Raw genomic sequence first — 25,104 nt, 5'->3', positions numbered from 1 at the left:
CCTCAGGCCTTCAGAGCGACGTCCGGGTTGAGGGGCACTTCTTCCTTCCACGTGCGGTCGTTCGGGAAGATCACTGTCGAAGCGTGAATCTGATTCCACGGAATCGTGTTCGTCAGCACGCTCGGCAGTTCACCGCTTTGTGCATACGCGCGTGCCGAACGAATCATCTGGCGACGCCATGCGACGACCGCGACGTCCGACGTGCCGAGGTGTTCCTTCGTGCGGTCGAGGATGCGGCCCTGCGTTTCGCTGACTGCGTGGTCTTGCGTCAGGATGCCCTTGATGCCCGACATCGACGAGGTCTTCATCGCTTCGCGGTCCTGCTTGTACCAGTTGTCGATGTTGAGTTCCTTGCGGAAGTTTTCGTCGACCCAGTGACCGCCTTCCTGGATGCGATATTCGATATCGACCGGCTGGGTTTCGTCGAAGAACCACTGGATGTGCCACGTCGATTCGTCATCGCGCGGAACGAAAGCGTTGGCCATGCGGCGGTTCTTACGGACGCCGAAGCCATCGGGAGGGATCAGCGTGAAGAACGGCAGAATCACTTCCGTGACGCGGGCGTGCAGCTTGCCTTCTTCCCGGAAATTGCGGACGCCAGCGTAGCGCAAACCGTACAGCGTGTATTCGACTTCGATCTTCGGACGCAGATCGCGCTCGTGCTCGTACTTCGCCGGTGCCGACCACGGCTGCTCGCGGTGAAGGACACCCGCGTGTGCCGAGTCGATCGTGCCTTCGACGGCCTGAGCGTAGTTGCAGTCTTCGAGAACCTTGAACGCTGCGACCTTTTCTGCCGGGTACGACAGGAAATCGAAGTCGGGGAACTGCGGAACCTTCGCCGGGTCGCCCATGTACGTCCAGATCACGCCAGCGACTTCACGCACCGGGTACGCGATCGCCTTGATACGCGAGCACAGCTTCGAATCTTCCGGCTCGGTCGGGGTGTCCATGCACTGGCCATCTACCGCGAACTTCCAGCCGTGGTACAGACAACGCAGACCGCCTTCAGAGTTATCGCCCAGCGCGAGCGATGCACGACGGTGCGGGCACTGTTCTTCGAGCAGGCCGACCTTGCCGTCGCTGTCGCGGAACGCCACGAGATCTTCGCCCAGCAGACGCACGCGCTTGGGCGCACCACCCGGCTCCTGAATTTCCGATGCGAGCAGCGCCGGAATCCAGAATTGACGAATCATGTCGCCGTTCGGGGTGCCTTTTCCTACTTGAGTCAGAACGTCGTTGTCTTCACGGGAAAGCATGTTTGCTCCTAATCTCTTATATGTGAATTTGCGTGGGAGACCGAAATCCCCCGTCGGCCTTAAACGAGTGCGACCGCTTTAAGCAGTCGCTCGCGAGCGTCTACTGTGTTACTTTCGTTGCCGACCAGGTCGTGCGCTTCGATGACCAGATTGCGCAGCGCCACGAGGTTCTGCCCTTCGGCCGAGTTCGCGGCATTCCGTGCTTCCGCGGCGATATCGTTGTCGAGCAGTCGCCAGACTTCGTCCAGTTCGGACTCGCGATAAATCATCTGTTCGAACGTGCGCGAGTTCTCCACCCGTTCGATAATCTGACGCAGCGTTTCCGGCGAGTAATCCTCGATTGAATGAAGATCATCCACGTTCATTGGTAACTCCTATTTCTTAGGACCAGGGCCGAAGTTCGAAGGCGGCAGATCGAGTGCCTGACGTCCATAACTCGTCAGTGCGCTGTCCCACGTGAATGCGAAGTGCTGCGCGGCCGAATTGACGTCGCGCCAGATTCGTTGGAGGTCCGACGCGTTATAGATGCTGGTGCCACCCGCGGCTTCGAACAAACTGTTGGCCGCACGACGAGCCGTTTGCGCCGAATATGCCCAATCGCGGGAAATGCGCGACCATTCGAGCGGCGTCAACGACTTTGCGCTTTCTGCTGCGTCAATGCGACGTGTGTCTTCGAGAATCAACGCATAGGCCGCGTCGAGATCCGCCGTCGCGTGTGCGAGACGTTCGATCGTTGCGGACTGCTCTGCCATTTGGTCAGCCGGCATTGCCTTCAGACGTGGCGCCAGGCCTTCGGTGAATGATTTGATTGCCGCGCGTGCCATGCCCAGGGGCGCACCGATCAGCGAGAACGGCGTGACGTTATGGAACGGCATGCGATAGATCGGAGCGCGCATGGCATCGGCGCCTTCGACATTGCCCGTCATCATTTCCTTGACGGACACCGAACGGTGTGCCGGGATGAACGCTTCGGCGACCTTGATCGTGCGGCTGCCGGTGCCACGCAAGCCTGCGGTGTGCCAGTCATCGACGATCTGGATGTCCGAGCGCGGGATCACGAAGAAACGCGGTTCGGGCGGGCCGTCTTCGCGCTGCACCGCATTGCCGACGATGACCCACTCCACGTGATCGATACCGGAGCAGAAACGCCCTTCACCGTTCACGAGTTTGTAGCCACCGTCGACTTCGGTAATCGTGCCGCCGAGGCGGAACACCGTGGCCGTCAGAGCGTGGCCTTTGCCCAGCACGTCTTGCTGTGCTTTCAACGGGAACAGGTTCAGCATCCAGCTGTGACCGGCGAGCACGCCGAACACCCAGCCGGTCGAACCGCAAGCCGACGCGATTTCTGCCGTGACTTCGACGAGCGTCGTGAAGCCCAACTCGGAACCGCCAAACGACTTCGGCGTGATGATGTTGAAAAGACCCGACTCACGTAGTGCGTCGATGGTTTCTTTCGGCACCACGCGATCGCTTTCGGTCTGTTTGACACGTGAACGAATCACGTCGTGCAAACCGCGAGCGATAGCGAGGGCGTCCTCGTGACTAGCAATACGACTCAAGGCGTTCTCCTGTTAGGCTTGCTGCGCCGCGCTCGAGGAACCGGCGCGCAGAATAGTTTTTGTTTAGCCGATGTGGCCGGGTCAGTGTTCGTTGCGGCCGTAACGACCTTCGACGTTCATGCGTTCCTTGGCATCGAGGAACCAGCGGTAATGACCACCCTTCGAGATCGGCGGCACGTCTTCCGAGATCGCGTACCAGCTTTCGCCGTCGTTCTCGGTCGCGTAAATCTCGCCCGTCGCGGTACCGGCGATGAGCATGATCCTGTCGTCCCAGTGATAGAGGCCCATGCCCTCGATGTTGCCGATGATTTCCGTGGGCAAACCATTACGCATATGGTCCCAGGTGACGCCACCATCGGTGCTCTTGAGAACCGTGGCATCCGCCGACTTCCGTGCACCCCAGTCACGCGGCGCGTTGCCCGGGCCACCGAGATAAAGCACGTTTTCGTTGCGGGGATCGATGAACATCGCGTCGGGATAGCCGATCAGGTCTTGACGCGTCATCAGGTGCACCCACGTCTCGCCTGCGTCTGCGCTGTAGTGCAGGCCTTCGCCGCCGCACATGAACATCTGCCGGGGATTGGACGGACGAATCAGCACGCGGTGGTTGTCGTGGTAGAACTTGTCGTTTTCCGATTCGTAGCTACGCGGCTCGGTCCATGTCTTGCCGTCATCGACCGTCTTGAGCAGCGCGCCCTGTTCGATACAGATATAAAGCGTCTCCGGTTCGGCCGGATGGAACGCGATGTTCTTCACGTGCGCGATGTGCGGGGGCGGCGGGAACGTCCATTTGTCCTGGTCCGGCACCGTCATCATCTCGGGGATTTCGACCCATGTGGCACCCAGGTCGTCGCTGCGATAAAGCGCGGACGGCTCCGTACCCAGGAACAGAACGGTACGGCCATCGCGCTCCTGTTGCGCCATCGTGTAGATATGCGTGCTGTTCAGCCCGTTGTTGGCCGGTTCCCACGTCAGCCCGAGGTCCTTGCTGACCGACAGACTGCCTTGGCCGTGTGCGCCCGCGAACAACAGACCCGCTTTCGGCACGTAGAGCAGCGCGCTCACGTGGCGATCTTCCAGCGCCTTGCGCGTGAGCTTCCACGGCGCACTGGCGTCGGCACGCTCGAACACGAGCATGCCGCGAATAGTGGCGACCAACAGCGTGGTTGCCGCACCCTCACCGTACGTGACGGTTCCACCGTTGGTGGTCAGAACTGCGATCATTTCTCCTCCCTAGGGGAATACCCCGTGTGATGTCGCCTGTTTTCCTCAGAAACGTAGTCGCTACAGCTTCCGCCAGACTCTGCGCCGAAGAGGCTTTGACTTTTTTCTGGTCAGGCCAAATAATATGCAAAAAAGAATTACGCGTCAAACGGCCCACGGAACTTTCGGTGCCCCGTGATTCTGACGTCAGAGGTTTTTAAACAAGGAAGCGTGATGTGTGATTCTTGCGCGCCGTTTGCGCGGTTCCCCGCGTTCTACGAATTTGGAGGTGACATGAGTGAACAACTGAATGAAGTGATGACCCTGCGTTTAACGGCGATCAACTATCTGGCCCGAAACACGCTGGCCTTCACGTTCGAAGACCCCGAGGGCAACCTGCTGCCCGGGGCGGAACCGGGCGCTCACGTCGGAGTCGTTTTGCCGAACGGCCTGACCCGTCAGTACTCGCTATTGGAATACAGCAACAGCCTGACACAGCGTTCGTACGTGGTCGGCGTCAAACTCGATCCGCAGTCGCGCGGCGGTTCGCGCTATATGCATGAAACGATGCGTGTCGGCGATCTCATCCAGATCGAAGCACCTCGTAACAATTTCCCGCTCAATGAAGATGCCGCGCACACCGTCCTGGTCGCCGGCGGCATCGGGATTACACCCATTCTGTGTATGGCGCGTCGTCTGAAAGAGCTCGGCCAATCGCCGCGTATCTATTACTCGTGCCGTGAACGCGTCGACGTCGCGTTTGCCGAGGAATTGAAAAGCTTCGAAGGCGCGCTGGTTCACGTCGATGCCGAGGCCGGCACATTCCTCAACATCGCGGACGTCGTCAAGAACGAACCGTCTACCGCTCACTTCTACTGCTGCGGCCCCGGCCCGATGCTCGAGGCGTTCGAAGCCGCGTGTGCATCGCTGCCTCAGGAACAGGTTCACGTCGAATACTTCTCCGCGAAGCAGGAAGCCGCGCTCGATGGAAACTTCGTCATCGAATTGCGCAAGAGCGGAAAAACCCTGACGGTCCCGCAGGGCAAGACGATTCTCAACGTCGTGCGCGACGCGGGAATCCCCATTTCCTATTCCTGTGAAGAAGGCGTGTGCGGCGCGTGTGAAGTCCGCGTGCTCGAAGGGCAGCCGGATCACCGCGATGCCATTCTGTCGGAGCCCGAAAAGGCTGCGAACAACACGATGATCATTTGCTGTTCTGGCTGTAAGGGCGACCGTCTCGTCCTCGATCTGTAAGTAGAACACCGGGCGACGACGTCGCCCACATCTCACGTTAAGTCAAGGAGACAAGTAAGTGATTATCGATTGCCACGGTCACGTCAGCGCGCCCGCCGAACTCTGGGTCTACAAGGCACACATCCTCTCGCATCGCGGCGAGCATGGTCGCAGGATGCCGGAAGTGACGGACGAAGAGATCCTGCACTACGCCAACAAGAAGGAAATGGCGCCGGTCGGCCATCTCGACATGCTCGATCGCGTGGGCACGAACGTCCAGCTGCTGTCGCCGCGGCCGTTCCAGATGATGCACAGCCAGAAGCCGGGCAAACTCGTACACTGGTTCACCGAAGAAACGAACAACATCATCTCGCGCACGGTCAAGCTGCTGCCGAAGCGCTTTATCGGTGTCGGTGGCCTGCCGCAAGTTGCGGGTGACCCGATCGAAACCGTGCTGCCGGAACTCGAACGCGGCGTGAAGGAACTCGGCTTCAAGGGCGTGCTGCTCAACCCCGATCCGTTCGAAAACAGCGGCAGCGAAGCCCCGGGGCTGGGTGAGCGCTACTGGTATCCGCTGTACGAAAAGCTGTGCGAACTCGACATTCCGGCGCACATCCACGCTACGGGTTCACATTCGGCTCGCTCGCCCTACACCGTTCACTTCATCAATGAAGAAACGATCGCGGTGTTCAACCTCGTCAACTCGAACGTTTTCAAGGACTTCCCGAAGCTGAAGATCATGATCTCGCACGGCGGCGGCTCGATCCCATATCAGATCGGTCGCTTCCAGTCGGGTGGCGCACGCGCCGGCCGCAACTTCCTCGAAGGTATGCGCAACCTGTATTACGACACCGTGCTCTACTCGGAAGAGTCGCTGCGCCTGCTGATCAAGACCGTGGGAGCCGATCGCTGCCTGTTCGGCGCCGAGTGCCCGGGCGTCGGCTCGGCGATCAATCCGGATACGGGCCGCACGTTCGACGACATCAAGCCGTACATCCAGGGCTTCGACTGGCTGTCGCAGGAGGAGAAGGACAAGATCTTCTTCGGCAATGCCCGCGACTTCTTCAAACTCGACCTCGCGGATTACGAATAATTCCCGGCGCCCACAGGACTCGAAACCATGGCAAAAATCGTACTGGGAATGGGGACATCGCACGGTCCCATGCTCGTGACGCCGCCTGAAACCTGGGGCGCTCGTGTACCCGATGACCGACTGAGTAAGCATCACTTCGAGGGCCGTGAGTGGTCCTTCGATGAACTCGTCGATTATCGGCGTGCCGAGAACCTCGGGAACCAGATCACGCTCGACGTATGGAAAGCCAGGCACGCCCAGTGTCTCGCGGCTATCGAGGAGATGGCGCGGGTTCTCGCTGAAGCGAAGCCGGACGTCGTTGTGATCGTCGGCAACGATCAGATGGAAATCTTCGATACCGACTGCATCCCTGCGCTCAGCGTGATGTGTGGCCCGACGATCGTGAACAACATGATCAGCCACGAGAAACTTCAGACGATGCCCCCGGGTGTGCGTCACGCGATGCCGGGCTATATGCCGGATACCGCGAGTTACTCCGGCGTTCCCGAACTCGCGAAGCACATCATCAAGACCGCGATGAACGATCAGTTCGACGTCGCAGCCCTTCAGCGCCTGTCGGAAACCGAAACGCCGCACGCGTTCGGGTTCGTGTTCCGTCAGTTGATGAAGGATCAGGTGATCCCGACCGTGCCGGTGCTCGTCAACACGTTCTACCCGCCGAATCAACCGACCGTTGCCCGCTGCCACGCGTTCGGTCGCTCGATCGGTCGCGCTATCCAGTCGTGGGACACGGATGCACGCGTTGCCGTCATCGCCTCGGGCGGTCTGACGCACTTCGTGATCGACGAGCGCGTCGACCAGTTGGTCCTGAGCGCGATGAAGAACCATGATTTCTCGCCGGTCTCCGAACTTGATGAAGCGATCTTCCAGGCAGGCACGTCGGAAATCAAGAACTGGATTCCGGTCGCTGGCGTGATGGACGAAATCGGCTTCGACATGACGGTGGTCGATTACGTGCCGTGCTATCGCAGCGAAGCCGGCACCGGCAACGCGATGGGTTTCGTCTATTGGAAATCGCCGGACCAGCAATAAGGATTAGCAAAGATATGAAAAGCAAAGACGAATACGTCCACCGCCTTCGGCGATTGGACTGCTGTGCCGTCTCGGATGCGCTGGACAAACTCGGTCTGACCGGTGTCGTCAGCGGTGTTCAGCAGGCTTCGGGCACGAGGCGGATCGCAGGTCGCGTGATCACGATGAAACTCGGCGTTGGCGATCCGCCTCCGGGCCCGCCGCGTCACCTCGGCACCACCGCGATCGAACTCGGCGGCGCCGACGACGTGATCGTTGTCGAGCAGCGCACGGGCGTCGAAGCCGGTTCGTGGGGCGGCATCCTCTCGTTGGGCGCCAAGGTTCGCGGCATCGCTGGCGTGATCGCCGACGGCCCGGTCCGTGATATCGACGAATCCCGCGAGATGGATCTGCCGGTGTTCGCAAACGCGTTCACCGCCCGCACTGCCCGCGGTCGCATCGTCGAGAAGGGCGTCAACGTTCCGGTCGAGGTCTTCGGTACCGCCGTTGAAGCCGGTGATTATGTGATCGCCGACAGCAGCGCCGTGATCTTCATCAGCGCGGCCAACGTTGCACGCGTGATCGAAACCGCCGAGTCGATCGTGGCCCGTGAAGCCCTGATGGCGAAGGCTGTACTGGCAGGCACCCCCATCCACGAAGTAATGGGCGGCAACTACGAATTCATGCTTAAGGATTAGTCATGTCCGAAATCGAACAAGACAAGAACGTTGCTCGTGCAGCAAAACTCGAAACGGCAACGCTAAGCGACGCTCTCGATCGTCTGGGTCTCAACGGCCAGTGCAGCCGCATCAAGCCCCGTGACCCGTCCTTCCGCATGGCTGGTCGTGCATTCACGATCCTCTACGGCCCGGCTGCTTCTCCCGCAGGCACGGTCGGCGACTTCATCGACGACGTGCCGCCCGGCAGCGTGATTGTTCTCGACAACGGCGGTCGCACCGATGCCACCGTTTGGGGCGACATCCTGACCGAAATCGCACACCGTCGCGGCATCGCCGGCACGGTGATCGACGGCATCAACCGCGACGTCCATCTCTGCCTATCGCTCGGTTATCCGGTGTTCTCCAAGGACAACTGGATGCGCACTGGAAAGGATCGCGTGCAAGTCGAAGCCACGAACGTGCCGGTCAACATCGGCGACGTACGTGTTGCTCCGGGTGACCTGCTACGCGGTGATGCCGATGGCGTTATTTCGATTCCCAAAGAACACGAAGAGCGTGTGCTCGCCGCTGCCGAAGAAATCGATGCAGCAGAAAGAGCCATTCGTGCAGCAGTCGCGTCGGGCATGCGCCTCGACGAAGCGCGCAAGCAGTTCAAGTACCATCAATTGCAAACGCGCACCACCGGGAGCAAGGCATGACCGGCCCGCGCTTGAACCCAGCAGAGACGACACGACTCGACATTCAACGTCCGGATACCGAACTAATCAAGTCGGCGGGCAAACTGCCGTCTGCCACGCTGCATGAAGCGGCTGGAAAGATCGGTGCGCTGCCGGCTGCAATTCACCCTGTGGCACCGGGTTTCAAAGTGTGTGGCCCTGCTGTGACCGTCCATTCGCCGGGTGGTGACAACCTGTGGTTGCACCGGGCGATCTACGCCGCACAGCCGGGCGATGTGCTGGTCGTGTCGGTCAGCGAAGCGTATGAGCATGGGTACTGGGGCGAGATCATGTCAACGGCTTCAAAGGTTCGCGGGCTTGCAGGTCTCGTCATTAACGGGTGCGTTCGTGATCAGCGACTGCTGTCCGAGATCGGGTTCCCAGTCTTCGCCCGAGGACTTTGTATCCGTGGCACCGGAAAAGATTTTGGCGCCCGTGGCTGGATCAACGCACCGATCCGAGTCGACGACGTGACCGTCAATGCAGGTGACCTGATCGTCGGCGACGAAGATGGTGTCGTCTGCATTCCGCGCGAGCAGGTCGCAACCGCTATCGCAGCGTCGGAAGCACGTGAGGCCGCAGAAGCACAGCAGTTGAAACGGCTCGAGGCAGGCGAAAGCACGCTCAGTATCTTCGGCTGGGACCAGTAACCAGCTGAGAGGTGCGAGTCTCTCTCACGGGCGGCCGTCTTTGGGACGCCACCCGTGTTTCTTTTAGTGTCACCAAATTATGATGACCTGGGGGCGCAATTGAGCATCGAAGAATCTGAATTTAGGCGCGCCATGCGCAGTCTCACCGGGCACGTGTGTTTGATTACCACCGGTTCTGACGCTGACGGTCCACTTGCTGGCATGACAGCAACCGCCGTGACTTCCGTGAGTGCTGCGCCCCCTATCCTGCTCGTCTGCATCAATCGCGCGAATTCCTCGTTGGCGCACGTGCAGGCGACCGGTCATTTCGTCGTCAACGTGCTAGCGCGCAGCGAGCAGGAATTGGCACAACGGTTTTCTCGCCCTATCTCGCCTGAGGAGAAATTCCGGGCTGGCACGTGGAATCGCATCAGGACAGGCGCCCCGGCGCTGGCCACGGCGATGGTGAATTTCGATTGCGGCGTCGAACGTATCGTCGAAATCGGCACGCATGCCGTAATTTTTGGCCACGTATTGGGAACCGCCATTAATACGGACGCAAAGACCCCGCTACTGTATTCGCAGGGTTCTTACGGTGAATTTCAAACCAATAAGGCCGTCGATTTCCACGACATGCTTTGGATCTCGAACTGGGGGTCCGATTAATTTAGCAATTTGGCAGGCGTCTTCGCGTGGGCGTCAAACGACAATCACGTTGCACGATACCGGCTGTAGATGAAAAAAGGGGCACCGTTGGCGCCCCATCTATCGATCAGGTCTCTCTGGCCGCAAGCACCGCCATCAAGCCGCTCAAAACAATTGATCGGCCCTTTTCGTAAGTCGCGAGCAGCAAGTCTTTATCCTTACTCTGCAGAGCCTTCACCAACCGCGCCTCGATATTCGCATTGCGGTGTTCAGGGTTCGCTGAGATATCTGCGGCCAATGCACGATAGCGATCGGTCAATCGCATCAATCGCAGCACTTCGCGCTTAAGCACCTTGTTCGGTGACAGATCGAAAATCATGTCGTGGAATGCGCGGTGCTGCTCGATCCAGCCTTCGCGATTACCCGCACCGAGCAAATGCTCCAGATCCGCGAGCATTGCCTTGAGTTGCTTCATCTGCGCGGGCGTCGGCCATTCGATGGTCATCAGCAATTCGGCTTCAAGCAGTTGCCGCATCCGATATAGTTGCCGTGCCTCGTCGCTCGACAGTTGGGCGACAAAGAACCCACGATTCGGATCGTGTTCGATGATGCCTTCAGCGGCCAGCAGTTTCAGCGCCTCACGCACGGGCACCCGGCTAATGCCGAAGCGCTCGGCAAGATCGGACTGTCGTAGTTGGAAGCCGGGTGCAAGCACTCCCCGGTTGATCAGTTTGCGTGTCTCTGCCGCTACCTGAGCCGGAAAATCACTGCCGTCCAGTTCCTGAAGTTCGCCGGAAGTCACTCGGCCTAGGATTGCAATCGTATTCATTTTCGTATTATATCCCAGAATATCCCGACGCAAGCGTCAACCTCAACGACACGTCGTAGCCGGCCCTTGGCCCGGACGCTCGCCGCCCCGCGTGTTGCCTCGGGCTCGCGAATTTCACCTTGGGTATTAGGTAGGTACTTAACTGTATTTGCCGGTGCTCGACCGGTCAGACAATGTCAGCGAAGATGTCGCCCGCTCCCGACCGGGGGAATGATGCTATCGAGTCCCGAACAACGAAATGAACGGACACCGTCTGCCGAGTTAAGTGCTGCTCTACAACTTAACCGAGGATTCCAATACCGTTTAGCATTTTATGTTGGCTTTGCTTTCAAATGCAATTCTTGAAGAGACGCATCCGATAAGGAAAACTACGTTTGCGCCAAATCAAATAGTCCACATCCGCCATATTGACACGCCATTGAACACTCAGGGTTTGAAGCGCACCTCGCAAACTCGGAAAAGGCTGCATAAGAGAACGGCCGCGCTGCAAAAAAAAACAGCGCGGCCGTCCGCTTCCGCCATTCACCAACTCATTTCCACAGCGTGCGGCCAAAGAACGTCAGCGTACGATCCCACGCCTGTTGCGCCCAGACCGGATCGTATTGCGTCTTCGCAATGCGGCCCGACCCAACCGCCGTTTCGTTCGCGAACGCGTGACGCGCCAGATAACGATGAAACTCGATGTCGACCTTCGCGTCGGTGAGTTTCTTTTCGAGCGCGTCGACGGTGTCGGCGGCGAAGAACTCGTCCTGCTGACCCCAGTGGCCCATCACCGGAACCTTGATCTTCGACGCGTCGATATAGTCGAGCGGCGGGAAGCCATACCAGACGACGCCGGCCGCCAGTTCGGGCACGTTGCACAGCGCGAGCAACGTCAGCGCGCCACCCATGCAATAGCCGGTCACGCCGACCTTCGCAGCGTGCTGCTGCAGATACTGGACCGCGCCGCGCACATCCTGCGTTGCGGCATCGCCGAAATCGAGGCCGCTCATCAGATGGTGCGCCTCGTCCTCTTCGACCGTCGACTTGCCGCGATACAGATCGGGCACGAGCGCAAAGTAGCCGGCTTTCGCGAGGCGATCGGCGACGCCGCGAATCTGGTCGTTCAAGCCCCACCATTCCTGGATCACGACGATTGCGGGCGCGCCGGCGGTTTTTTCCGGCTTCGCGAGATAGCCCTGTAGCTGCTTGCCGTCCGGACGGTTGAACGTGATCATCGAACCTGCTTGTTGGGTCATCGGTCGCTCCTCGAGTAGACGAAACCGCTAGCATAGCGCCACTGCCCCGTTTCCTGTTCTATCGGAACCGTGTCAGCGCACGGGCGTGCTCCCGTTGAATTGCGCATTATGTAAATCCAACCATACGACGTTGAACATCAGGAAAAGCGCATTAACCAATTCGCCGAAGTGCGGTTCCACAAAGTCGATTGACGACGCTATACTCCACGCCATGCTTTCTGGATCGACATTCGAAGGAAGAGCAGTCGGCGGAACGCGCTCTCAATCGTCTCGTGCCGAAAGCTAACGTTAAAGTACGACGCTGGTCGATGCGCATCGCGGCGCCCCGAAATACCGCACTGGCGCTGCTTTGCGGGTCCATGTCTCTCAGGTTCTGGCCATCATCCTCGGATGCCAGAATCTTTAGGCCGACACACTGTGTCGGCTTTTTTTTATTCGCGACGCTTTTGCAATTCCGACTCGCGCGACACTTTCGTCAATTGGCAGTCGCATCAAAAGTGCATTCGACAGATACCAATTAATCACGTATTGCGATCCGCGCTAGAACCGCTCGATCACACCGAATTGAACACCCGCCACCGGCGCACCCGGATAGGCGACCGGCAGCCCGGTCACGTTGACGCCGCGCAGCGTGAAGCTCGAGTCGTCGTGATTCGCGAGATACGCGGCGCTGAAGTACAGCAGCAGCGTCGGCGACATGCTGTATTCGAATGCCGCGCTGAACTGGTCGGCGCTGCCGCCAGGCGTCGTGTAGTCGCGCACGTGCGCATAGCCGAGCGACGCACGCGCGTTGTTCGAAAAGCTGTACTGCGCCGATAGCGAGCCGCCCGCGCCGTGATAGACCGGCGCGCCGCCATCGCCATTGAAAAAGGACAGCCACACGCGCAGCTTGCCGAAGGCGTAGTTCGCGCCGCCGAGATTCGCGCGCAGTGCACCGGCACCGTGGGTCTGCTGGCGCGCGTACAGCAGATGCAACTGGTCGAACCGATACGACGCGGTTACGTAATAGCCGTCGATACCGTTGCCGTCCTTCTCGGACGGATCGCGCATCGCCATCATCAGCGTCGCGCTAAAGCCGGCGATGCGCGGCGACAGATACGCAACCGCATTGTTCGCGTATGGGGTGATCTTCGACAGGTTGTTGAGCCCCGAAGCGATCGTTCCGGCGCCGAACGCGTCGAGATCGCCCTTGAACGGAATATAGATTGGCGAATACTGGCGGCCGAAGCGCAGTTCGCCCCAGCCGCCGCTCGCGCCGATCCATGCCTGGCGATTGAAGATCGAGCCAGGCACCTGCAGGCTGCCGTCGGTCGAGCCGAAGCCGTTTTCGAGCGTGAACACGATCGCGTTGCCGCCGCCGAGCGGCTCCGCGCCATGCAGCCCGACACGCGAACCGCGATATGCGCCCGAGTCCATACGCGCGACCCAGCCCGACCCGGGGTCGGTGATTTCGACGCTCGTGTCGATCACGCCATACAGCGAGACGAAGCCGGCGTTGGTTCCCGAAGCGGAAGCGGCGCCGGTGCCAGTATCGATGTCGGTGACGGCGCCCGCGCCGTGCGCGTAGAGCAGCAGCGCGCCACCTAACCAGGCCGCTGTCACGCCGACGCTGATCGTCAAGGCTTCGCGGACCGTGTTCAGCAGGCAAGCCATGGCGTGACGCAGGATGAGGTCCTCCTCGAACACATCGATCGGATATTCCGCGTGCGAACTTACCACGTTCGGACGAGACCATGCGGGCCGTCCAGTACGCTGGCGCACACCCGAACGATGGATGCATGCGCGCGGCAGCGTAGGTCGCAGCGGGTTTTTTCGCGCGACGAATGGTTTCGACCAGGGGAAACCCGTATAATCCTCAAGACGTCAGACAACTTGCGTACAATCGCCGGGTGCCTGACCGTCCGCCGCGCAGCGTCCACCCCGAACCGCCTTCTGCCCGACCCGTGAATTCCACCGCCCCCGCCGCCAGTTCCGCCGCAGTTCCCGCCGCCCCCACCCTGCCGTTTCGCCACGCGCTTTACGCGATGCTCGGCATCGGCCTTGTCAATATGCTGGTCGCGCTGGACCAGACCGTCGTCAGCACCGCGTTGCCGTCGATCGTCGCCGAGCTGCACGGCTTCGAATATTTCGCGTGGATCGCGAGCGCGTACCTGCTCGCGTCGGTCGTCACGGTGCCGGTGTTCGGGCGGCTCGGCGACTACTTCGGCCGCAAGCGCTTCGTGATTGCCGCGGTGATCACGTTCACGGTCGCGTCGGTGTTGTGCGGCCTCGCCAACAGCATGCTGTTTCTCGCGATCGCGCGCGGCCTGCAAGGCGTCGGCGGCGGCATGATGGTCGGCACTGCGTTCGCATCGATTCCCGATCTGTTCCCCGACCCGCGCACTCGCGTGCGCTGGCAGGTTGTGCTGGCCGCGACCTACGGCATCGGCACGGCGACGGGTCCGTCGCTCGGCGGCTGGATGAGTGAGCACCTCGGCTGGCGCTCGACGTTTCTCATCAATCTGCCGGTCGGCGCGGCCGCACTCTATTTCGTCTGGATGCATCTGCCGAACTTCCGACGGCCGCAGGAGGGCGAAGTCAAGATCGACTGGCTCGGCGCTGGGCTCGTCGCGTGCGTGCTCGGCGGCTTGCAGGCCTTCATCGAAGCAGTGCCGAAGAGTGGCCTCACGGTGGGCAACCTCGTGCTCGGTGCGTGCGTCGTCATCGGTGCTGTCGCGCTCTTCAAGTGCGAAAAGCGAGCCACGCATCCGATCATCCCGCTCGATCTGTTCAAGGACGCGCAGCTCGTCACGCTATTCACGCTCGGTATGCTGTCCGGCTTCGTGATGTTCTCGCTGATCTTCTTCGCGCCTTTGCTGCTGCAAGGGGGCTTCGGTCTGTCGCCGCAGCAGGCCGGCTTGCTCGCGACGCCGATCGCCGCGTGCATCGCGCTTGGCAGTCTGCTGAACACGCGCATCGTGATTCACATGAAGAAGCCCACGCGCATTCTGACCATCGGTTTCGGGCTGCTGATGTTCGCGTCGATCGCGCTCGCTTTCGCGAATCCGGATACGCCGCGCTTGCGCATCGTGCTGCCGATGGGCGCGGTCGGCATCGGCCTCGGCTTCATCCTGAACAATCTGAACGTGTTCGGCCAGGAGATCGCCGGACGGGAGCGCTTCGGCATCACCACCGCACTGCTGCAATCGACCCGCATGGTCGGCGGCATGCTCGGCACCAGCATCGTCGCGACCGTCGTGCAGCATCACTATCGCGACGTCGTCACGCGCACGATGAGCGTGCTCGGCGAGCCGGCCTCATCGCAATGGCGGCCGCGTTTCGTCGATCTGCGCATTTTGATCGACGATGCGTCGCGCACGCGGCTGATCGCGGACATGAAGTCGTCGGGACTCGATACGCTCGCGCTGATCGATAGCGCGCGCGATGCCCTCGTACAGTCGATTCATATGGGCGTGTGGCTGACGGCGGTGGCATCGCTCGCGGCCGCGCTGCTGGTGCAACGGATTTCGCACGTGGTGTTTCGCAAGAACTGAGTGCGCGAATAAGACATAGAGACCCGACGCCGTCACATCAGGCTCTCAATCGCATCCCAAGGATGACGAACGTGACTTGGCCGCTTACTGAATGGTGGCTTTCGCTCTAAGATCCTTCACCATCCTGTCGACGAGTTCCGCTTGTGCCTGCTGGTACAGCATCGGCTTCATGTCTTCGAACGACGGAACCTGCAAGGGGCGAGTGTCATCGACTTCGATCACATGAAAACCGTATCCGGTCCTGACCGGCGTGCGAGTGTATTCGCCCTTGTGCAAATGCAAAACCGCGTCAGCAAACGGTTTGACCACCTTGCTGGAAGTTATCCAGCCCAGATCTCCGCCGTTATATCGAGTGTCGGCATCGATCGATTCCTTTGCGAGGTCGCCGAATGACGCACCCTTGTTCAGCTTCGCGATGATGTCTTTTGCCTGGCCTTCATCCTTGACGAGGATATGGCGGACTTTATATTGCGTGCTTCCGCCTTTTGCTTTCATGTCGTTGTACATCGCCTTCAATTGATCGTCACTGACAGGATTCTTTTTCAGAAAGTCCTGCATGTACGCTCTGACGATCTCGATCTCCCAGGTCGCCTGCGCCTGCGCGAGAATCTTTTGCCGCGCGGCCTCGGCGCGTGCCGCGACTTCCGGGTTGCGGTCGAAGCCAGTTTTCTGCGCCTGCTGGAACAGAACTTCGCGCCGGATCAGTTCGTCCCGCACATGGTCCGTCAATTGTGGGGAATCGGAAAATCCTTGCGCATGCGCCTGTCCGATGTACAAATCGGCATCGGCCTGAGAAACCGGTTTGCCATTGACCGTGACGAAGGGCTTCTCTGTTGCACTCGTCGTCAGCGAGAGCATTGCACCGAGCACAAGTGCCAACATCCGTCGTGATAGTACTTTCATTAAGCGGACCACTTTCGTTGGTGTGTGTAACGCCAGGTCCGATCAAGCATCGAACCTGATCAGACTCTGGCGCTTTATTCGACTTTATTTAGTAATAGTTCCCGCAAGAGTAAGGCTGCGCGACGAGTTCCCGATATACACCGAGTAGGAACCCGTCGGAGTCGTCCACTGCTGCGCATCTTTACTCCACGTGCTGAGCGGATGATTCGGCGCGGCGGGATCGATCGTGATCGACACGGTCTGCGTTCCGCCTGCATTCAGACTCACCTTCTGAAATCCCACCAGACGCTTGGGCGGCTCTCCCGCTGACGTCGGCAGCGCAACGTACACCTGCGGAACTTCGGCGCCCGCGACGGAACCCGTGTTCTTCACGACCGCGCTAACCGTGTACGTGCCGTTTGCTCCGGTACTGACGGTCGGGTCGGTAATCGTGAAGGTCGTGTACGAAAGACCGTAACCGAATGGGAATGCCGGAGTTTTGCCCATCGCGTCATACCAGCGATAGCCGACATTGAGCGCTTCGGAGTAGGTGACCGTCGCGCTTCCGTTGATCGACACGCCCGGGTATTGGTAAGCCGTAATCGAATCCATGAAGCCCTGGCCGACCTGCGGGAACGTCACAGGCAGCTTGCCGGACGGATTCGCGACGCCCCACAGCAGATCCGCCACGATGTGCCCGTCTTCCTGGCCCGGGAACCACGTCTCGAGAATCGCGCTCGCGGCGGATGTCCCGCCGGTGAGGATCGACGGATCGAGCGCTTCGGCAGCACTGTCCTTCAGAACGAGCACGGTGTTGCCGTTTGCCGCGACGATGGTCTGCAGCAACGCGAGCGTGTTGCTGTTCTTTGCGGTACTCGAGGTGGTGATCGAGCTCGACTTTGGCGAATACCAGTCGAGCGTATTCAGGTACTTGCCTGTGTCGAGCGTCAGCCCCGTCGAGTCGGTAAAGGTCGCCTGGTCGGCACCCTCCTCCGACATGGAGCCGGCCATGAAGATCACAGCGTCTGCGCCGGTCGCCGCTGACGTGACATCGGAGATGGTGGCGGCCGCGCCGTCGATCGTGCCAGTCGAATTGTTGTCGTCGACGAGCGCCAGATGAACCTGAGCACCGGTATTGCCGAGGTTCGCTAGCGTGTCCTTGATGCCCTGCACCGGCGTCACGGTGTACAAGGCGACGACGTCGGAGCTGCCGCCGCCCGAACCCATCGGGTGGCCGACCGAGCTGCCGCCGGCAACCGCTTGCTGCGCATAGACCTGTGTCGTCTTGCCGACCACAAGGACGTTTCGAACCGTCTTCTTCAGCGGCAAAGTCCCGTTGTTTTGCAGCAGCACGGCCGACTGTTCACCGATCTGCTTCGCGACCGCACCGTCGGCCGTCGCGTTGATGGCGGTCTGAGCAATGGGCCGATCGAAGATGCCCGCGCGGAACATCTGCGTGTATCGGCGCAGCAGCGCATTGTCGATATCCGAGGTCTGAATCTGCCCCGAAGCCAAAGCCGCATTCAGATTTGCCGGCGACCAGTTCTGCGGCAGCGGCATTTCGTTGTCCATGCCTGCCAGAAGGGTCGGCGCGGTACTGTGCGCCGCAAAGAAGTCCGACTGCACGTAGCCCTTGAAGCCCCATTGTCCGCGAAGCACATCGGACAGGATGTGCTTCTGCTCGCACATCGAAAAACCGTTCACCGAGTTGTACGAACACATGACGGCGCCGACGTTGCCTGCCTTCACCGCCATTTCGAACGGCAGCATATAGAGTTCGTGCAACGTCTGGTCGTCGATGCTCTCCTGAATCGTCATGCGATTCGTTTCCTGCTCATTCGCCACGAGGTGCTTCGCCATCGCGATCATGCCGTGCGCTTGCACGGCATGGATTTCGGCGACACCCATCGTGCCGGTGAGATAGGGGTCCTCGCCCATGTACTCGAAGTTGCGTCCGCCCACCGGCAACCTTGCCAGATTCATACCCGGCGCTTCGAACACGTGCAGAGCCAGATTGCCTCCTTCGACGCCAACCACGTTGCCAAACTGGGTTGCTACGGAAGGATCGAACGAAGCCGCCATCGCGATCGCTGAAGGCAGAGCGGTCGCCTTGGCGGAGCTGGAATCCGTATAGGCGGCGAAGCCCGATACGGACGGAGAAACGCAGTCGTTCTGGCCGATACCCACGGGCCCATTGGTGATGCGCAACGTCGGAATAGCGTACTTCGTCAGGCCGAGAATGTGCCGCGCACCGTAGCACTGCGGCAATTCAGGCAGGATGCCGGGATTCGAACCGGCCAATTGCTCTTCCTTATCGGCAAGCGCCATTGCGGGGACAAGCAGTGCCGCGCGTGCTTCGGGAGACAGTGACGTATTCATCCATGGCATGGTGGATGTCTGCGTCGGGGCTGGCGTTGAAGCCGCCGTTGTGTTCGGACTATCACTGCCACCGCACGCCGCCAGAATGAATACGAAACTTGCGGCAGCGGCTGTTCTCCTCTGAGTGAATTTCACAGACATGTCTTTCCTCAATTGTTATATGCACAAATGCGAGACGCGCATCGGTCGTTTTAATGTGAAGGACTGCGATTCGATTTGTTGCCAGTTTTCCGCTTGCTGCTGCTCCAAGGCCCGAATCTAAAAAGACATGTAGGCCTGGCTGGAAACCTCTCGTTCCCGACGTTCACCTCAACATGGACACGATCCGCTTTCCAGTGAAGCCATCGTAATGATTTAATCGTCATCAGACGACTAGGGTTTACGTGACAGCAATAAAAACAATGACTTAATAGATATGCACAGACGTCTGATGAGTAGTGTGCGGCGAGCGAGGATGTCTACGGCCTGAAAACAAAAAAACCTGGCGGACCGCACCTTTCGTGCAGCCCGCCAGGCTTTCGATTGAGTTAAATCCTCTTTAACGCACGAGACACGGACGCTTGTTATCGAACTTCCAGTTCGGAATCAGATATTGCATGGCAACGCCGTCGTCGCGCGCGCCGAGGCCGTGCTGCTGATACAGCGCGTGCGCCTTCTCGAGTTCGTCCATATCGAGCTCGATGCCGAGGCCCGGCTTCTGCGGCACCTTGACCTTGCCACCGACGATCCGCAGCGGATCGCGCGTCAGCAACTGACCGTCCTGCCAGATCCAGTGCGTATCGATCGCGGTGATCTTGCCCGGCGCCGCGGCCGCGACGTGCGTGAACATCGCGAGCGAAATATCGAAGTGGTTGTTCGAATGCGAGCCCCACGTGAGGCCCCAGTCGTTGCACATCTGCGCGACGCGCACCGAGCCCTGCATGGTCCAGAAATGCGGATCGGCGAGCGGAATGTCCACCGATTGCAGCTGGATGGCGTGTCCCATCTGACGCCAGTCGGTCGCGATCATGTTGGTCGCCGTCGGCAGGCCGGTCGCGCGGCGGAACTCGGCCATCACTTCGCGGCCCGAATAGCCATTCTCCGCGCCGCACGGATCTTCCGCGTAGGCGAGCACGTCGTGCTTGTCACGGCACAGGCGCACCGCTTCGGCGAGCGACCACGCGCCGTTCGGGTCGAGCGTCACGCGCGCTTCGGGGAAGCGCTCGGCCAGCGCCGTGACCGCTTCGATTTCCGCGTCGCCTTGCAGCACGCCGCCCTTCAGCTTGAAGTCGTTGAAGCCGTAGCGCGCCTTCGCGGCTTCGGCGAGACGCACGACCGTTTCCGGCGTCAGCGCTTGTTCGGTGCGCACGCGCTCCCAGTCGTCACGCGCGCCGGCGTTGTTCGCATACGGCAGATCGGTCTTGTTGCGATCGCCGATATAGAACAGGTAGCCGAGCATTTCCACCTCGTCGCGCTGCTGGCCTTCGCCGAGCAGCGCCGCGACCGGTACGCCGAGATGCTGGCCGAGCAGGTCCAGTAGCGCGGCTTCGAGCGCGGTCACCGCGTGAATCGTCGTGCGCAGGTCGAAGGTCTGCAGACCGCGACCGCCTGCGTCGCGATCGGCGAACTGCGTGCGCACCTGGTTCAATATCGCCTGCAGATTGCCGATCGACTGACCGACCACGAACGGCCGCGCGTCGTCGATCGTCTTGCGGATGTTCTCGCCGCCCGGCACTTCGCCGACACCGGTATGGCCCGCGCTGTCGCGCAGGATCACGACGTTGCGCGTGAAGAACGGACCATGCGCGCCGCTCAGATTCATCAGCATGCTGTCGCGGCCAGCGACGGGCACGACGCGCAGCTCGGTGACGACCGGCGTGGCGTTCGATTCGGTAGGTTTGGTGGACATGGGAAAAGCACCTGTGTGATGAAGTAAGCCGGCCGGCGGAAGCCGCCGCGCGCTGCGTGCGCGTTCGACCGGACCGGATGAAAACTCGAATACAGAAGAACTGACGGCCGCATACGAGCCGTCAGTGTAGTCAATGCGCGTTGCCGCGCAACGACTCGGGCGCCGGCTCGCGATTGCCGGGCTTGTTGCGCGTCAGGAAGCCGGCCGCAGCCGCGAGCAGCGACGCGACACCGAGGCCGTACAAGCCGCCCGTGATCGACCCCGTGTGCTGCTGCAGATAGCCGAAGGTAGCGGGCGCGAAGAAGCCGCCGAGGTTGCCGAGCGAGTTGATCAGCGCGAGCACGCCGGCGGCGACGCGCGCATCGAGGTAGCCCTGCGGAATCGGCCAGAACAGCGACGACGCCGCCTTGAAGCCGATCGCCGAGAAGCAGATCGCGACGAACGAGAAGACCGGGTTGCCCGATGTCGACGCGAACAGGCCGATCGCCGCGATGACGAGCGCGACCGCGAGCCAGCCCTGCTGATGACGCCACTTCGCCGATACGACCGCGAAACCATACATCGCGACCATTGCGATCAGCCACGGAATCGCGTTGAACATGCCGACCTCGAAATCGGACAGGCCGCCCATCTTGCGGATGATCGTGGGCAGCCAGAAAGTGGCCGCGTAGATCGTCAGCTGGATCGCGAAGTACAGGAAGCAGAACAGCGCGATCTGCGGGTCCTTCAGCAGCTTCATCGTCGGCAGATGCGCGCCGCCCTGCGCCTCGCGCTCGGCCTGTTCGGCCGCGATCGAGTGTTCGAGCACGCGCTGTTCTTCGCCGGTGAGCCAGTGCGCGTCGCGGATGTGCGACTTCAGCAGCAACCAGCTGACGATGCACAGCACGATCGAGAACCCGCCTTCGATCAGGAACATCCACTGCCAGCCTTGCAGGCCGAGGCCGCGAATCGACAGCAGCGAGCCGGTGATCGGGCCGGACAGCACCGACGCGAGCGCCGAGCCGGACAGAAAGATCGCCATCGCCTTGCCGCGTTCTTTTTGCGGCAGCCACTGAGTAAAGTAAAAGACGACGCCGGGAAAGAAGCCCGCCTCGGCGACGCCGAGCAGGAACCGCAGCACGTAAAACGACGTATCGTTCCACACGAACGCCATCGCGGCCGCCACCAGCCCCCACGTGCCCATGATGCGCGTGAGCCACGCGCGCGCGCCGAACTTCTGCATCAGCACGTTCGACGGCACTTCGAACAGCGCGTAGCCGATGAAGAACAGCCCGCTGCCGAGACCGTAGGCTGCCGCTCCGATGCCGAGATCGGTCTTCATGTGCGCGTTGACGAAGCCGATGTTCACGCGGTCGATATAGTTCGCGATGAACATGATCAGGAAAAGCGGCAACACGTTGCGCTTCACCTTCGCGACCGCTGATTCCAGCGGGTCGAGCGCGGCAGTCAGAACTGATGTCAAGATTTGTCTCCCCTGTCGGCCATGTGGCCTGGTGGAACGCAGCGCGACGCAACAGGTGAGTGCGAGACCCGCCGGCAGGTCTGATACGTTGTCTGACGACAGTCTACCGCGTTGTTTTTCTCAAATCTAGTTGCGTGTTTACCCTGCGTGTCTCGATCAATGCCTTTGAAATAACAGCGGGTTCAAGGCTTCAAAGACTATAGCCCACTTCTAGGTCTCACTAGATAAGACGTCCGATGTCTTTAAATTGGCGGCTCGCTAGCAGCACCCCATGCGTTTGCGCCAATGTCCGCCTGATCTTCGCTCCATCGCGCGTCCGCACGGAAAAAATAGCCCGCGCCGATGCCGCCGAACCCGGCAGAATCGAGTACAGTCCTGTGCGATACTTTGTTGGATCAGTCAACCAGCCACAAAAATGAGCAGCCTAACTGAAAAGGTGGTGGCCACCCTTTCCGATGAAATTCGCCGCGGGGCGCTGAGGCCAGGCGATCGCATCCCCACCGAAGTCGCGATGATGAAGCAGTTGTCCGTGAGCCGCTCCGTGGTCCGCGAGGCGATTTCGCGTCTGCAGGCAGCGAGGATCGTCGAGACGCGCCACGGCATCGGCACGTTCGTGCTCACGCCCGCCGCGGAAAAGCCGATGCAGCTTCCCGCCGCCGATCTCACCAGCATGCTCGACGTGATGGCGATCATCGAGTTCCGGATCGACGTCGAAGCGGCCGCGGCCGCGCTCGCGGCCTCGCGGCGTACCGAGCAGAACCTGAAGCAGATTCGCATCGCACTCGATCGCTTCGAGTCGGAACTCGAGCGCGGCAGCACCGACACGCTCGCACACGACATCGAGTTCCATCTGCAGATCGCACGCGCGAGCGGCAACCGCTACTTCTTCGACGTGCTGAGCCAGCTCGGGCGCTCGGTCAGCCCGCGCACGCGGCTCGGTTCGGCCGAGATCGCGGAGCTCGACCATATCGAGGTGCTGCGTAGCGTGCTCGGCGAGCACTTGATGATCTATCGCGCGATCGAACGTCAGGACGCCGACGACGCGCGCGCCGCGATGCGCATGCATCTGAGCAACAGCCGCGAGCGTCTGCGACGCGCGCATGATTTGACGAAGGCTGGCGTGTGATCGCATGCGGGGCTGATCGACCGCCCCGCAACACGACACGCCGCCAGCAGCATCCGCTCATTCCCCCACGTCCAGATCCATCAACGCCGAGCTCAGCGATTTGCCATGCGCATCGAGCGCGAGCGAACGCGTAACGCCGCCGCCGAGCGCATCCCCGAGCACGAAGTTGAACGCGGCAAGGCCCGGCAACTCATGACGCACCACGTCACCGCGCACCACCTCCCGCAGATGCGCGTTGACGCGCTCGGGCGTCAACACATCGCGCAACCGCTCGTAATGCCGCGCGTCGTAGCAGATCACCGAGATGTTGAGCGTATTGCCCTTGTCGCCGGTGCGCGAATGAGCCAGTTCACGTAGTTTCATCTCGAGCCTCCACCAGCGAGAAAGCCGGCGTCGCATGCTCGCGCGGCAGCAGCACCGATTGCACGGCGACCACCTCGCGCGCCGCCTTCGTCACTCCGCCACCGCCCGCCGGTCCGTTCGTGTACAGCGTCTCGACCTCGTTGCCGATGCGCACCGCCTCCGCGAGCGATGCCGTGCGCCCCGCCACCCGCGCGCGCGCTTCGTACGGCTCGCCATGGCCAGCCGCCACCGTGTCACCGTGCAGTGCGTTCACGCCGATCAGATCGAAGCGCAGTTCACGCGTCTCTACACCGGTCAGCGCGAGCCGTTCGCGCACGATCTCGAGAGCGAGCCGTGCCCGCGCAAGCGCGCCCGGTCCGCCGTACGAAATCTGCCCTTCGCCGATATAGCCGTCGAAATACGCAACCGACACTTTCAGCGTCGCGGTGCGCTCCGTGCCGCCACCGCCGGTGACGCGCACACGGTCCGGGGCTTCCTGCTCGACGCGCACCTGCGAGAAATCGGCCACCACGTCGGGCTGCGGATAACGACGCGGATCGTGAATCTCGTACAGCAACTGCTCCTTGCAGGTCGCCTCGGTCACGAGCCCGCCACTTTGCGCGAGCTTCGTGATCACCACCGAACCGTCCCGCGCAACTTCGGCGATCGGAAAGCCGAGCCGCGCGAGATTCGGCACGTCCTTGAAGCCGGGGTCTGCGAAATAGCCGCCGGTGATCTGCCCTGCGCATTCGAGCAGATGGCCGATTACCGTCGCCTGGCCGAGCATCGGCCAGTCGTCCATACGCCAGCCAAATTCGTGGACCAGCGGCGCGACGAACAGCGACGGATCGGCGACGCGCCCGGTCAGCACGATCTGCGCGCCGGCCGCCAGCGCGTCGACGATGCCGCTCGCGCCGAGATACGCATTCGCCGATATCAACCGGTCCTCGTACGCGGCCAACGCGTCGCCCGATTCGACGAAATGGAAGCCGCCCGCACGCACGACGTCGAGCACGTCGTCGCCGGTGACGGCGGCAATCCTCAGCGCGCCGAGACCGAGCTCGCGCGCGATCTGTGCGGTCCTGCGCGCCGCCGCGCGAGGATTGGCCGCGCCCATGTTCGACACGATACGCACGCCGTTGCGCGCCGCGACGGGCAGCACCGCGCGCATGCGCGCTTCGAGCAGCGGGTCGTAGCCGAGCTCCGCGTCCTTGCTGCGCGCCTGCTGCGCGATCGCGATCGTGCGTTCGGCGAGGCATTCGAACACGAGATAGTCGAGGTGGCCGTGTTCCGCGAGTTCGAGCGCGGGTTCGATGCGGTCGCCCGAATAGCCCGCGCCAGCGCCGATGCGCACGATGCGTTCAGATTCAGTGGCTGTCATGGTGCTCCCGTCCGTTCAA

General features: G+C 61.0%; 22 protein-coding genes. 9 read left to right on the top strand and 13 right to left on the bottom strand.

The genetic code is table 11. The features are described 5' to 3' along the window. Positions 1–2: 2 nt before the first annotated feature. The 4 genes from AB3X95_RS12990 to AB3X95_RS12975 all read right to left on the bottom strand — a co-directional run bounded on the left by AB3X95_RS12990 (position 3) and on the right by AB3X95_RS12975 (position 4,039). Entirely contained in the window at positions 3–1,256 is a 1,254-nt protein-coding gene (locus AB3X95_RS12990) for a Rieske 2Fe-2S domain-containing protein (protein ID WP_176368715.1), read from the bottom strand. A 59-nt stretch (positions 1,257–1,315) separates the two neighbouring features. After that, positions 1,316–1,621, bottom strand: coding sequence for a hypothetical protein (locus tag AB3X95_RS12985; protein ID WP_368621535.1), 306 nt, complete (start codon positions 1,619–1,621; stop codon positions 1,316–1,318). Positions 1,622–1,630: 9 nt separating this feature from the next. Continuing rightward, the gene (locus tag AB3X95_RS12980) at positions 1,631–2,815 is read right to left on the bottom strand and encodes an acyl-CoA dehydrogenase family protein (RefSeq protein ID WP_368621534.1); all 1,185 of its coding nucleotides are present in this window, start codon (positions 2,813–2,815) and stop codon (positions 1,631–1,633) included. Positions 2,816–2,896: 81 nt separating this feature from the next. Continuing rightward, positions 2,897–4,039, bottom strand: a complete 1,143-nt coding sequence (locus tag AB3X95_RS12975; RefSeq protein WP_368621533.1) for a glycosyl hydrolase — start codon at positions 4,037–4,039, stop codon at positions 2,897–2,899. A 273-nt stretch (positions 4,040–4,312) separates the two neighbouring features. Here AB3X95_RS12975 and AB3X95_RS12970 point away from each other — a divergent pair, with 273 nt between their 5' ends. The 7 genes from AB3X95_RS12970 (at position 4,313) to AB3X95_RS12940 (ending at position 10,046) form a co-directional block, all read left to right on the top strand. Then, positions 4,313–5,272, top strand: a complete 960-nt coding sequence (locus AB3X95_RS12970) for a PDR/VanB family oxidoreductase (RefSeq protein ID WP_176125476.1) — start codon at positions 4,313–4,315, stop codon at positions 5,270–5,272. Between the two features lie 58 nt (positions 5,273–5,330). Next, the gene (locus AB3X95_RS12965) at positions 5,331–6,344 is read left to right on the top strand and encodes an amidohydrolase family protein (RefSeq protein ID WP_176125419.1); all 1,014 of its coding nucleotides are present in this window, start codon (positions 5,331–5,333) and stop codon (positions 6,342–6,344) included. A 27-nt stretch (positions 6,345–6,371) separates the two neighbouring features. Continuing rightward, positions 6,372–7,376 (top strand): protocatechuate 3,4-dioxygenase, encoded by a 1,005-nt coding sequence (locus tag AB3X95_RS12960; RefSeq protein ID WP_368621532.1) that lies wholly within the window; start codon positions 6,372–6,374, stop codon positions 7,374–7,376. Positions 7,377–7,390: 14 nt separating this feature from the next. Next, positions 7,391–8,053 (top strand): RraA family protein, encoded by a 663-nt coding sequence (locus AB3X95_RS12955; protein WP_176125417.1) that lies wholly within the window; start codon positions 7,391–7,393, stop codon positions 8,051–8,053. 2 nt (positions 8,054–8,055) lie between these two features. Further along, complete coding sequence (locus tag AB3X95_RS12950; protein ID WP_176106756.1) at positions 8,056–8,733, top strand: RraA family protein; 678 nt, start codon at positions 8,056–8,058, stop codon at positions 8,731–8,733. Beyond that, complete coding sequence (locus tag AB3X95_RS12945) at positions 8,730–9,401, top strand: 4-carboxy-4-hydroxy-2-oxoadipate aldolase/oxaloacetate decarboxylase (protein WP_368621531.1); 672 nt, start codon at positions 8,730–8,732, stop codon at positions 9,399–9,401. Before AB3X95_RS12950 ends, AB3X95_RS12945 begins: the two co-directional genes overlap by 4 nt. 99 nt (positions 9,402–9,500) lie before the next feature. After that, positions 9,501–10,046, top strand: coding sequence for a flavin reductase family protein (locus tag AB3X95_RS12940; protein WP_368621530.1), 546 nt, complete (start codon positions 9,501–9,503; stop codon positions 10,044–10,046). 106 nt (positions 10,047–10,152) lie between these two features. On the opposite strand, the gene AB3X95_RS12935 is transcribed toward AB3X95_RS12940, so the two are convergent. The 3 genes from AB3X95_RS12935 to AB3X95_RS12925 all read right to left on the bottom strand — a co-directional run bounded on the left by AB3X95_RS12935 (position 10,153) and on the right by AB3X95_RS12925 (position 13,811). Then, positions 10,153–10,854: a GntR family transcriptional regulator gene (locus AB3X95_RS12935; protein WP_176125414.1), complete on the bottom strand. Its 702-nt coding sequence runs from the start codon at positions 10,852–10,854 to the stop codon at positions 10,153–10,155. Positions 10,855–11,384: 530 nt separating this feature from the next. Then, on the bottom strand, positions 11,385–12,092 hold the full coding sequence (locus tag AB3X95_RS12930; protein WP_368621529.1) for a dienelactone hydrolase family protein: 708 nt from the start codon (positions 12,090–12,092) through the stop codon (positions 11,385–11,387). Between the two features lie 540 nt (positions 12,093–12,632). Beyond that, positions 12,633–13,811, bottom strand: coding sequence for a porin (locus AB3X95_RS12925; protein WP_176125412.1), 1,179 nt, complete (start codon positions 13,809–13,811; stop codon positions 12,633–12,635). A gap of 305 nt (positions 13,812–14,116) precedes the next feature. On the opposite strand from AB3X95_RS12925, the gene AB3X95_RS12920 reads away from it, so the two are divergent. Further along, positions 14,117–15,625 (top strand): MFS transporter, encoded by a 1,509-nt coding sequence (locus tag AB3X95_RS12920; protein WP_368621811.1) that lies wholly within the window; start codon positions 14,117–14,119, stop codon positions 15,623–15,625. Positions 15,626–15,709: 84 nt separating this feature from the next. Here the strand turns inward: AB3X95_RS12920 and AB3X95_RS12915 are convergent, their stop codons facing one another. The 4 genes from AB3X95_RS12915 to AB3X95_RS12900 form a co-directional block, all read right to left on the bottom strand. Further along, positions 15,710–16,528: a peptidylprolyl isomerase gene (locus AB3X95_RS12915; RefSeq protein ID WP_368621528.1), complete on the bottom strand. Its 819-nt coding sequence runs from the start codon at positions 16,526–16,528 to the stop codon at positions 15,710–15,712. Between the two features lie 84 nt (positions 16,529–16,612). Continuing rightward, positions 16,613–18,886, bottom strand: a complete 2,274-nt coding sequence (locus AB3X95_RS12910; protein ID WP_368621527.1) for a beta-glucosidase — start codon at positions 18,884–18,886, stop codon at positions 16,613–16,615. 538 nt (positions 18,887–19,424) lie between these two features. Next, positions 19,425–20,774, bottom strand: coding sequence for a glucarate dehydratase (gene gudD / locus AB3X95_RS12905; protein WP_368621526.1), 1,350 nt, complete (start codon positions 20,772–20,774; stop codon positions 19,425–19,427). A 130-nt stretch (positions 20,775–20,904) separates the two neighbouring features. Continuing rightward, the gene (locus AB3X95_RS12900) at positions 20,905–22,236 is read right to left on the bottom strand and encodes an MFS transporter (protein WP_368621525.1); all 1,332 of its coding nucleotides are present in this window, start codon (positions 22,234–22,236) and stop codon (positions 20,905–20,907) included. Positions 22,237–22,651: 415 nt separating this feature from the next. On the opposite strand from AB3X95_RS12900, the gene AB3X95_RS12895 reads away from it, so the two are divergent. Then, a complete protein-coding gene (locus AB3X95_RS12895; protein WP_176126372.1) occupies positions 22,652–23,362 on the top strand; it encodes a FadR/GntR family transcriptional regulator in 711 nt (236 codons plus the stop codon). Between the two features lie 57 nt (positions 23,363–23,419). Here AB3X95_RS12895 and AB3X95_RS12890 read toward each other — a convergent pair whose 3' ends face one another. Together AB3X95_RS12890 and AB3X95_RS12885 are read right to left on the bottom strand one after the other, a co-directional pair. Then, the gene (locus tag AB3X95_RS12890; RefSeq protein ID WP_176106766.1) at positions 23,420–23,725 is read right to left on the bottom strand and encodes a hypothetical protein; all 306 of its coding nucleotides are present in this window, start codon (positions 23,723–23,725) and stop codon (positions 23,420–23,422) included. Next, the gene (locus tag AB3X95_RS12885) at positions 23,712–25,085 is read right to left on the bottom strand and encodes an acyclic terpene utilization AtuA family protein (protein ID WP_368621524.1); all 1,374 of its coding nucleotides are present in this window, start codon (positions 25,083–25,085) and stop codon (positions 23,712–23,714) included. Before AB3X95_RS12885 ends, AB3X95_RS12890 begins: the two co-directional genes overlap by 14 nt. Between the last annotated feature and the right edge of the window lie 19 nt (positions 25,086–25,104).

The organism is Paraburkholderia sp. BR13444, assembly GCF_040948755.1.
Taxonomy (GTDB): domain Bacteria; phylum Pseudomonadota; class Gammaproteobacteria; order Burkholderiales; family Burkholderiaceae; genus Paraburkholderia; species Paraburkholderia youngii.
The sequence above is the reverse complement of the archived record's forward strand: the minus strand, read 5'-3'. Positions and strand labels throughout refer to the sequence as shown.

Excerpts from the sequence above, each read along its gene's own strand:
- AB3X95_RS12990 (WP_176368715.1), bottom strand. The coding sequence starts at position 1,256 with ATGCTTTCCCGTGAAGACAACGACGTTCTGACTCAAGTAGGAAAAGGC.
- AB3X95_RS12985 (WP_368621535.1), bottom strand. The coding sequence starts at position 1,621 with ATGAACGTGGATGATCTTCATTCAATCGAGGATTACTCGCCGGAAACG.
- AB3X95_RS12975 (WP_368621533.1), bottom strand. The coding sequence starts at position 4,039 with ATGATCGCAGTTCTGACCACCAACGGTGGAACCGTCACGTACGGTGAG.
- AB3X95_RS12970 (WP_176125476.1), top strand. The coding sequence starts at position 4,313 with ATGAGTGAACAACTGAATGAAGTGATGACCCTGCGTTTAACGGCGATC.
- AB3X95_RS12960 (WP_368621532.1), top strand. The coding sequence starts at position 6,372 with ATGGCAAAAATCGTACTGGGAATGGGGACATCGCACGGTCCCATGCTC.
- AB3X95_RS12955 (WP_176125417.1), top strand. The coding sequence starts at position 7,391 with ATGAAAAGCAAAGACGAATACGTCCACCGCCTTCGGCGATTGGACTGC.
- AB3X95_RS12950 (WP_176106756.1), top strand. The coding sequence starts at position 8,056 with ATGTCCGAAATCGAACAAGACAAGAACGTTGCTCGTGCAGCAAAACTC.
- AB3X95_RS12945 (WP_368621531.1), top strand. The coding sequence starts at position 8,730 with ATGACCGGCCCGCGCTTGAACCCAGCAGAGACGACACGACTCGACATT.
- AB3X95_RS12935 (WP_176125414.1), bottom strand. The coding sequence starts at position 10,854 with ATGAATACGATTGCAATCCTAGGCCGAGTGACTTCCGGCGAACTTCAG.
- AB3X95_RS12930 (WP_368621529.1), bottom strand. The coding sequence starts at position 12,092 with ATGACCCAACAAGCAGGTTCGATGATCACGTTCAACCGTCCGGACGGC.
- AB3X95_RS12920 (WP_368621811.1), top strand. The coding sequence starts at position 14,117 with ATGCTCGGCATCGGCCTTGTCAATATGCTGGTCGCGCTGGACCAGACC.
- AB3X95_RS12915 (WP_368621528.1), bottom strand. The coding sequence starts at position 16,528 with ATGAAAGTACTATCACGACGGATGTTGGCACTTGTGCTCGGTGCAATG.
- AB3X95_RS12910 (WP_368621527.1), bottom strand. The coding sequence starts at position 18,886 with ATGAATACGTCACTGTCTCCCGAAGCACGCGCGGCACTGCTTGTCCCC.
- gudD (WP_368621526.1), bottom strand. The coding sequence starts at position 20,774 with ATGTCCACCAAACCTACCGAATCGAACGCCACGCCGGTCGTCACCGAG.
- AB3X95_RS12895 (WP_176126372.1), top strand. The coding sequence starts at position 22,652 with ATGAGCAGCCTAACTGAAAAGGTGGTGGCCACCCTTTCCGATGAAATT.
- AB3X95_RS12890 (WP_176106766.1), bottom strand. The coding sequence starts at position 23,725 with ATGAAACTACGTGAACTGGCTCATTCGCGCACCGGCGACAAGGGCAAT.
- AB3X95_RS12885 (WP_368621524.1), bottom strand. The coding sequence starts at position 25,085 with ATGACAGCCACTGAATCTGAACGCATCGTGCGCATCGGCGCTGGCGCG.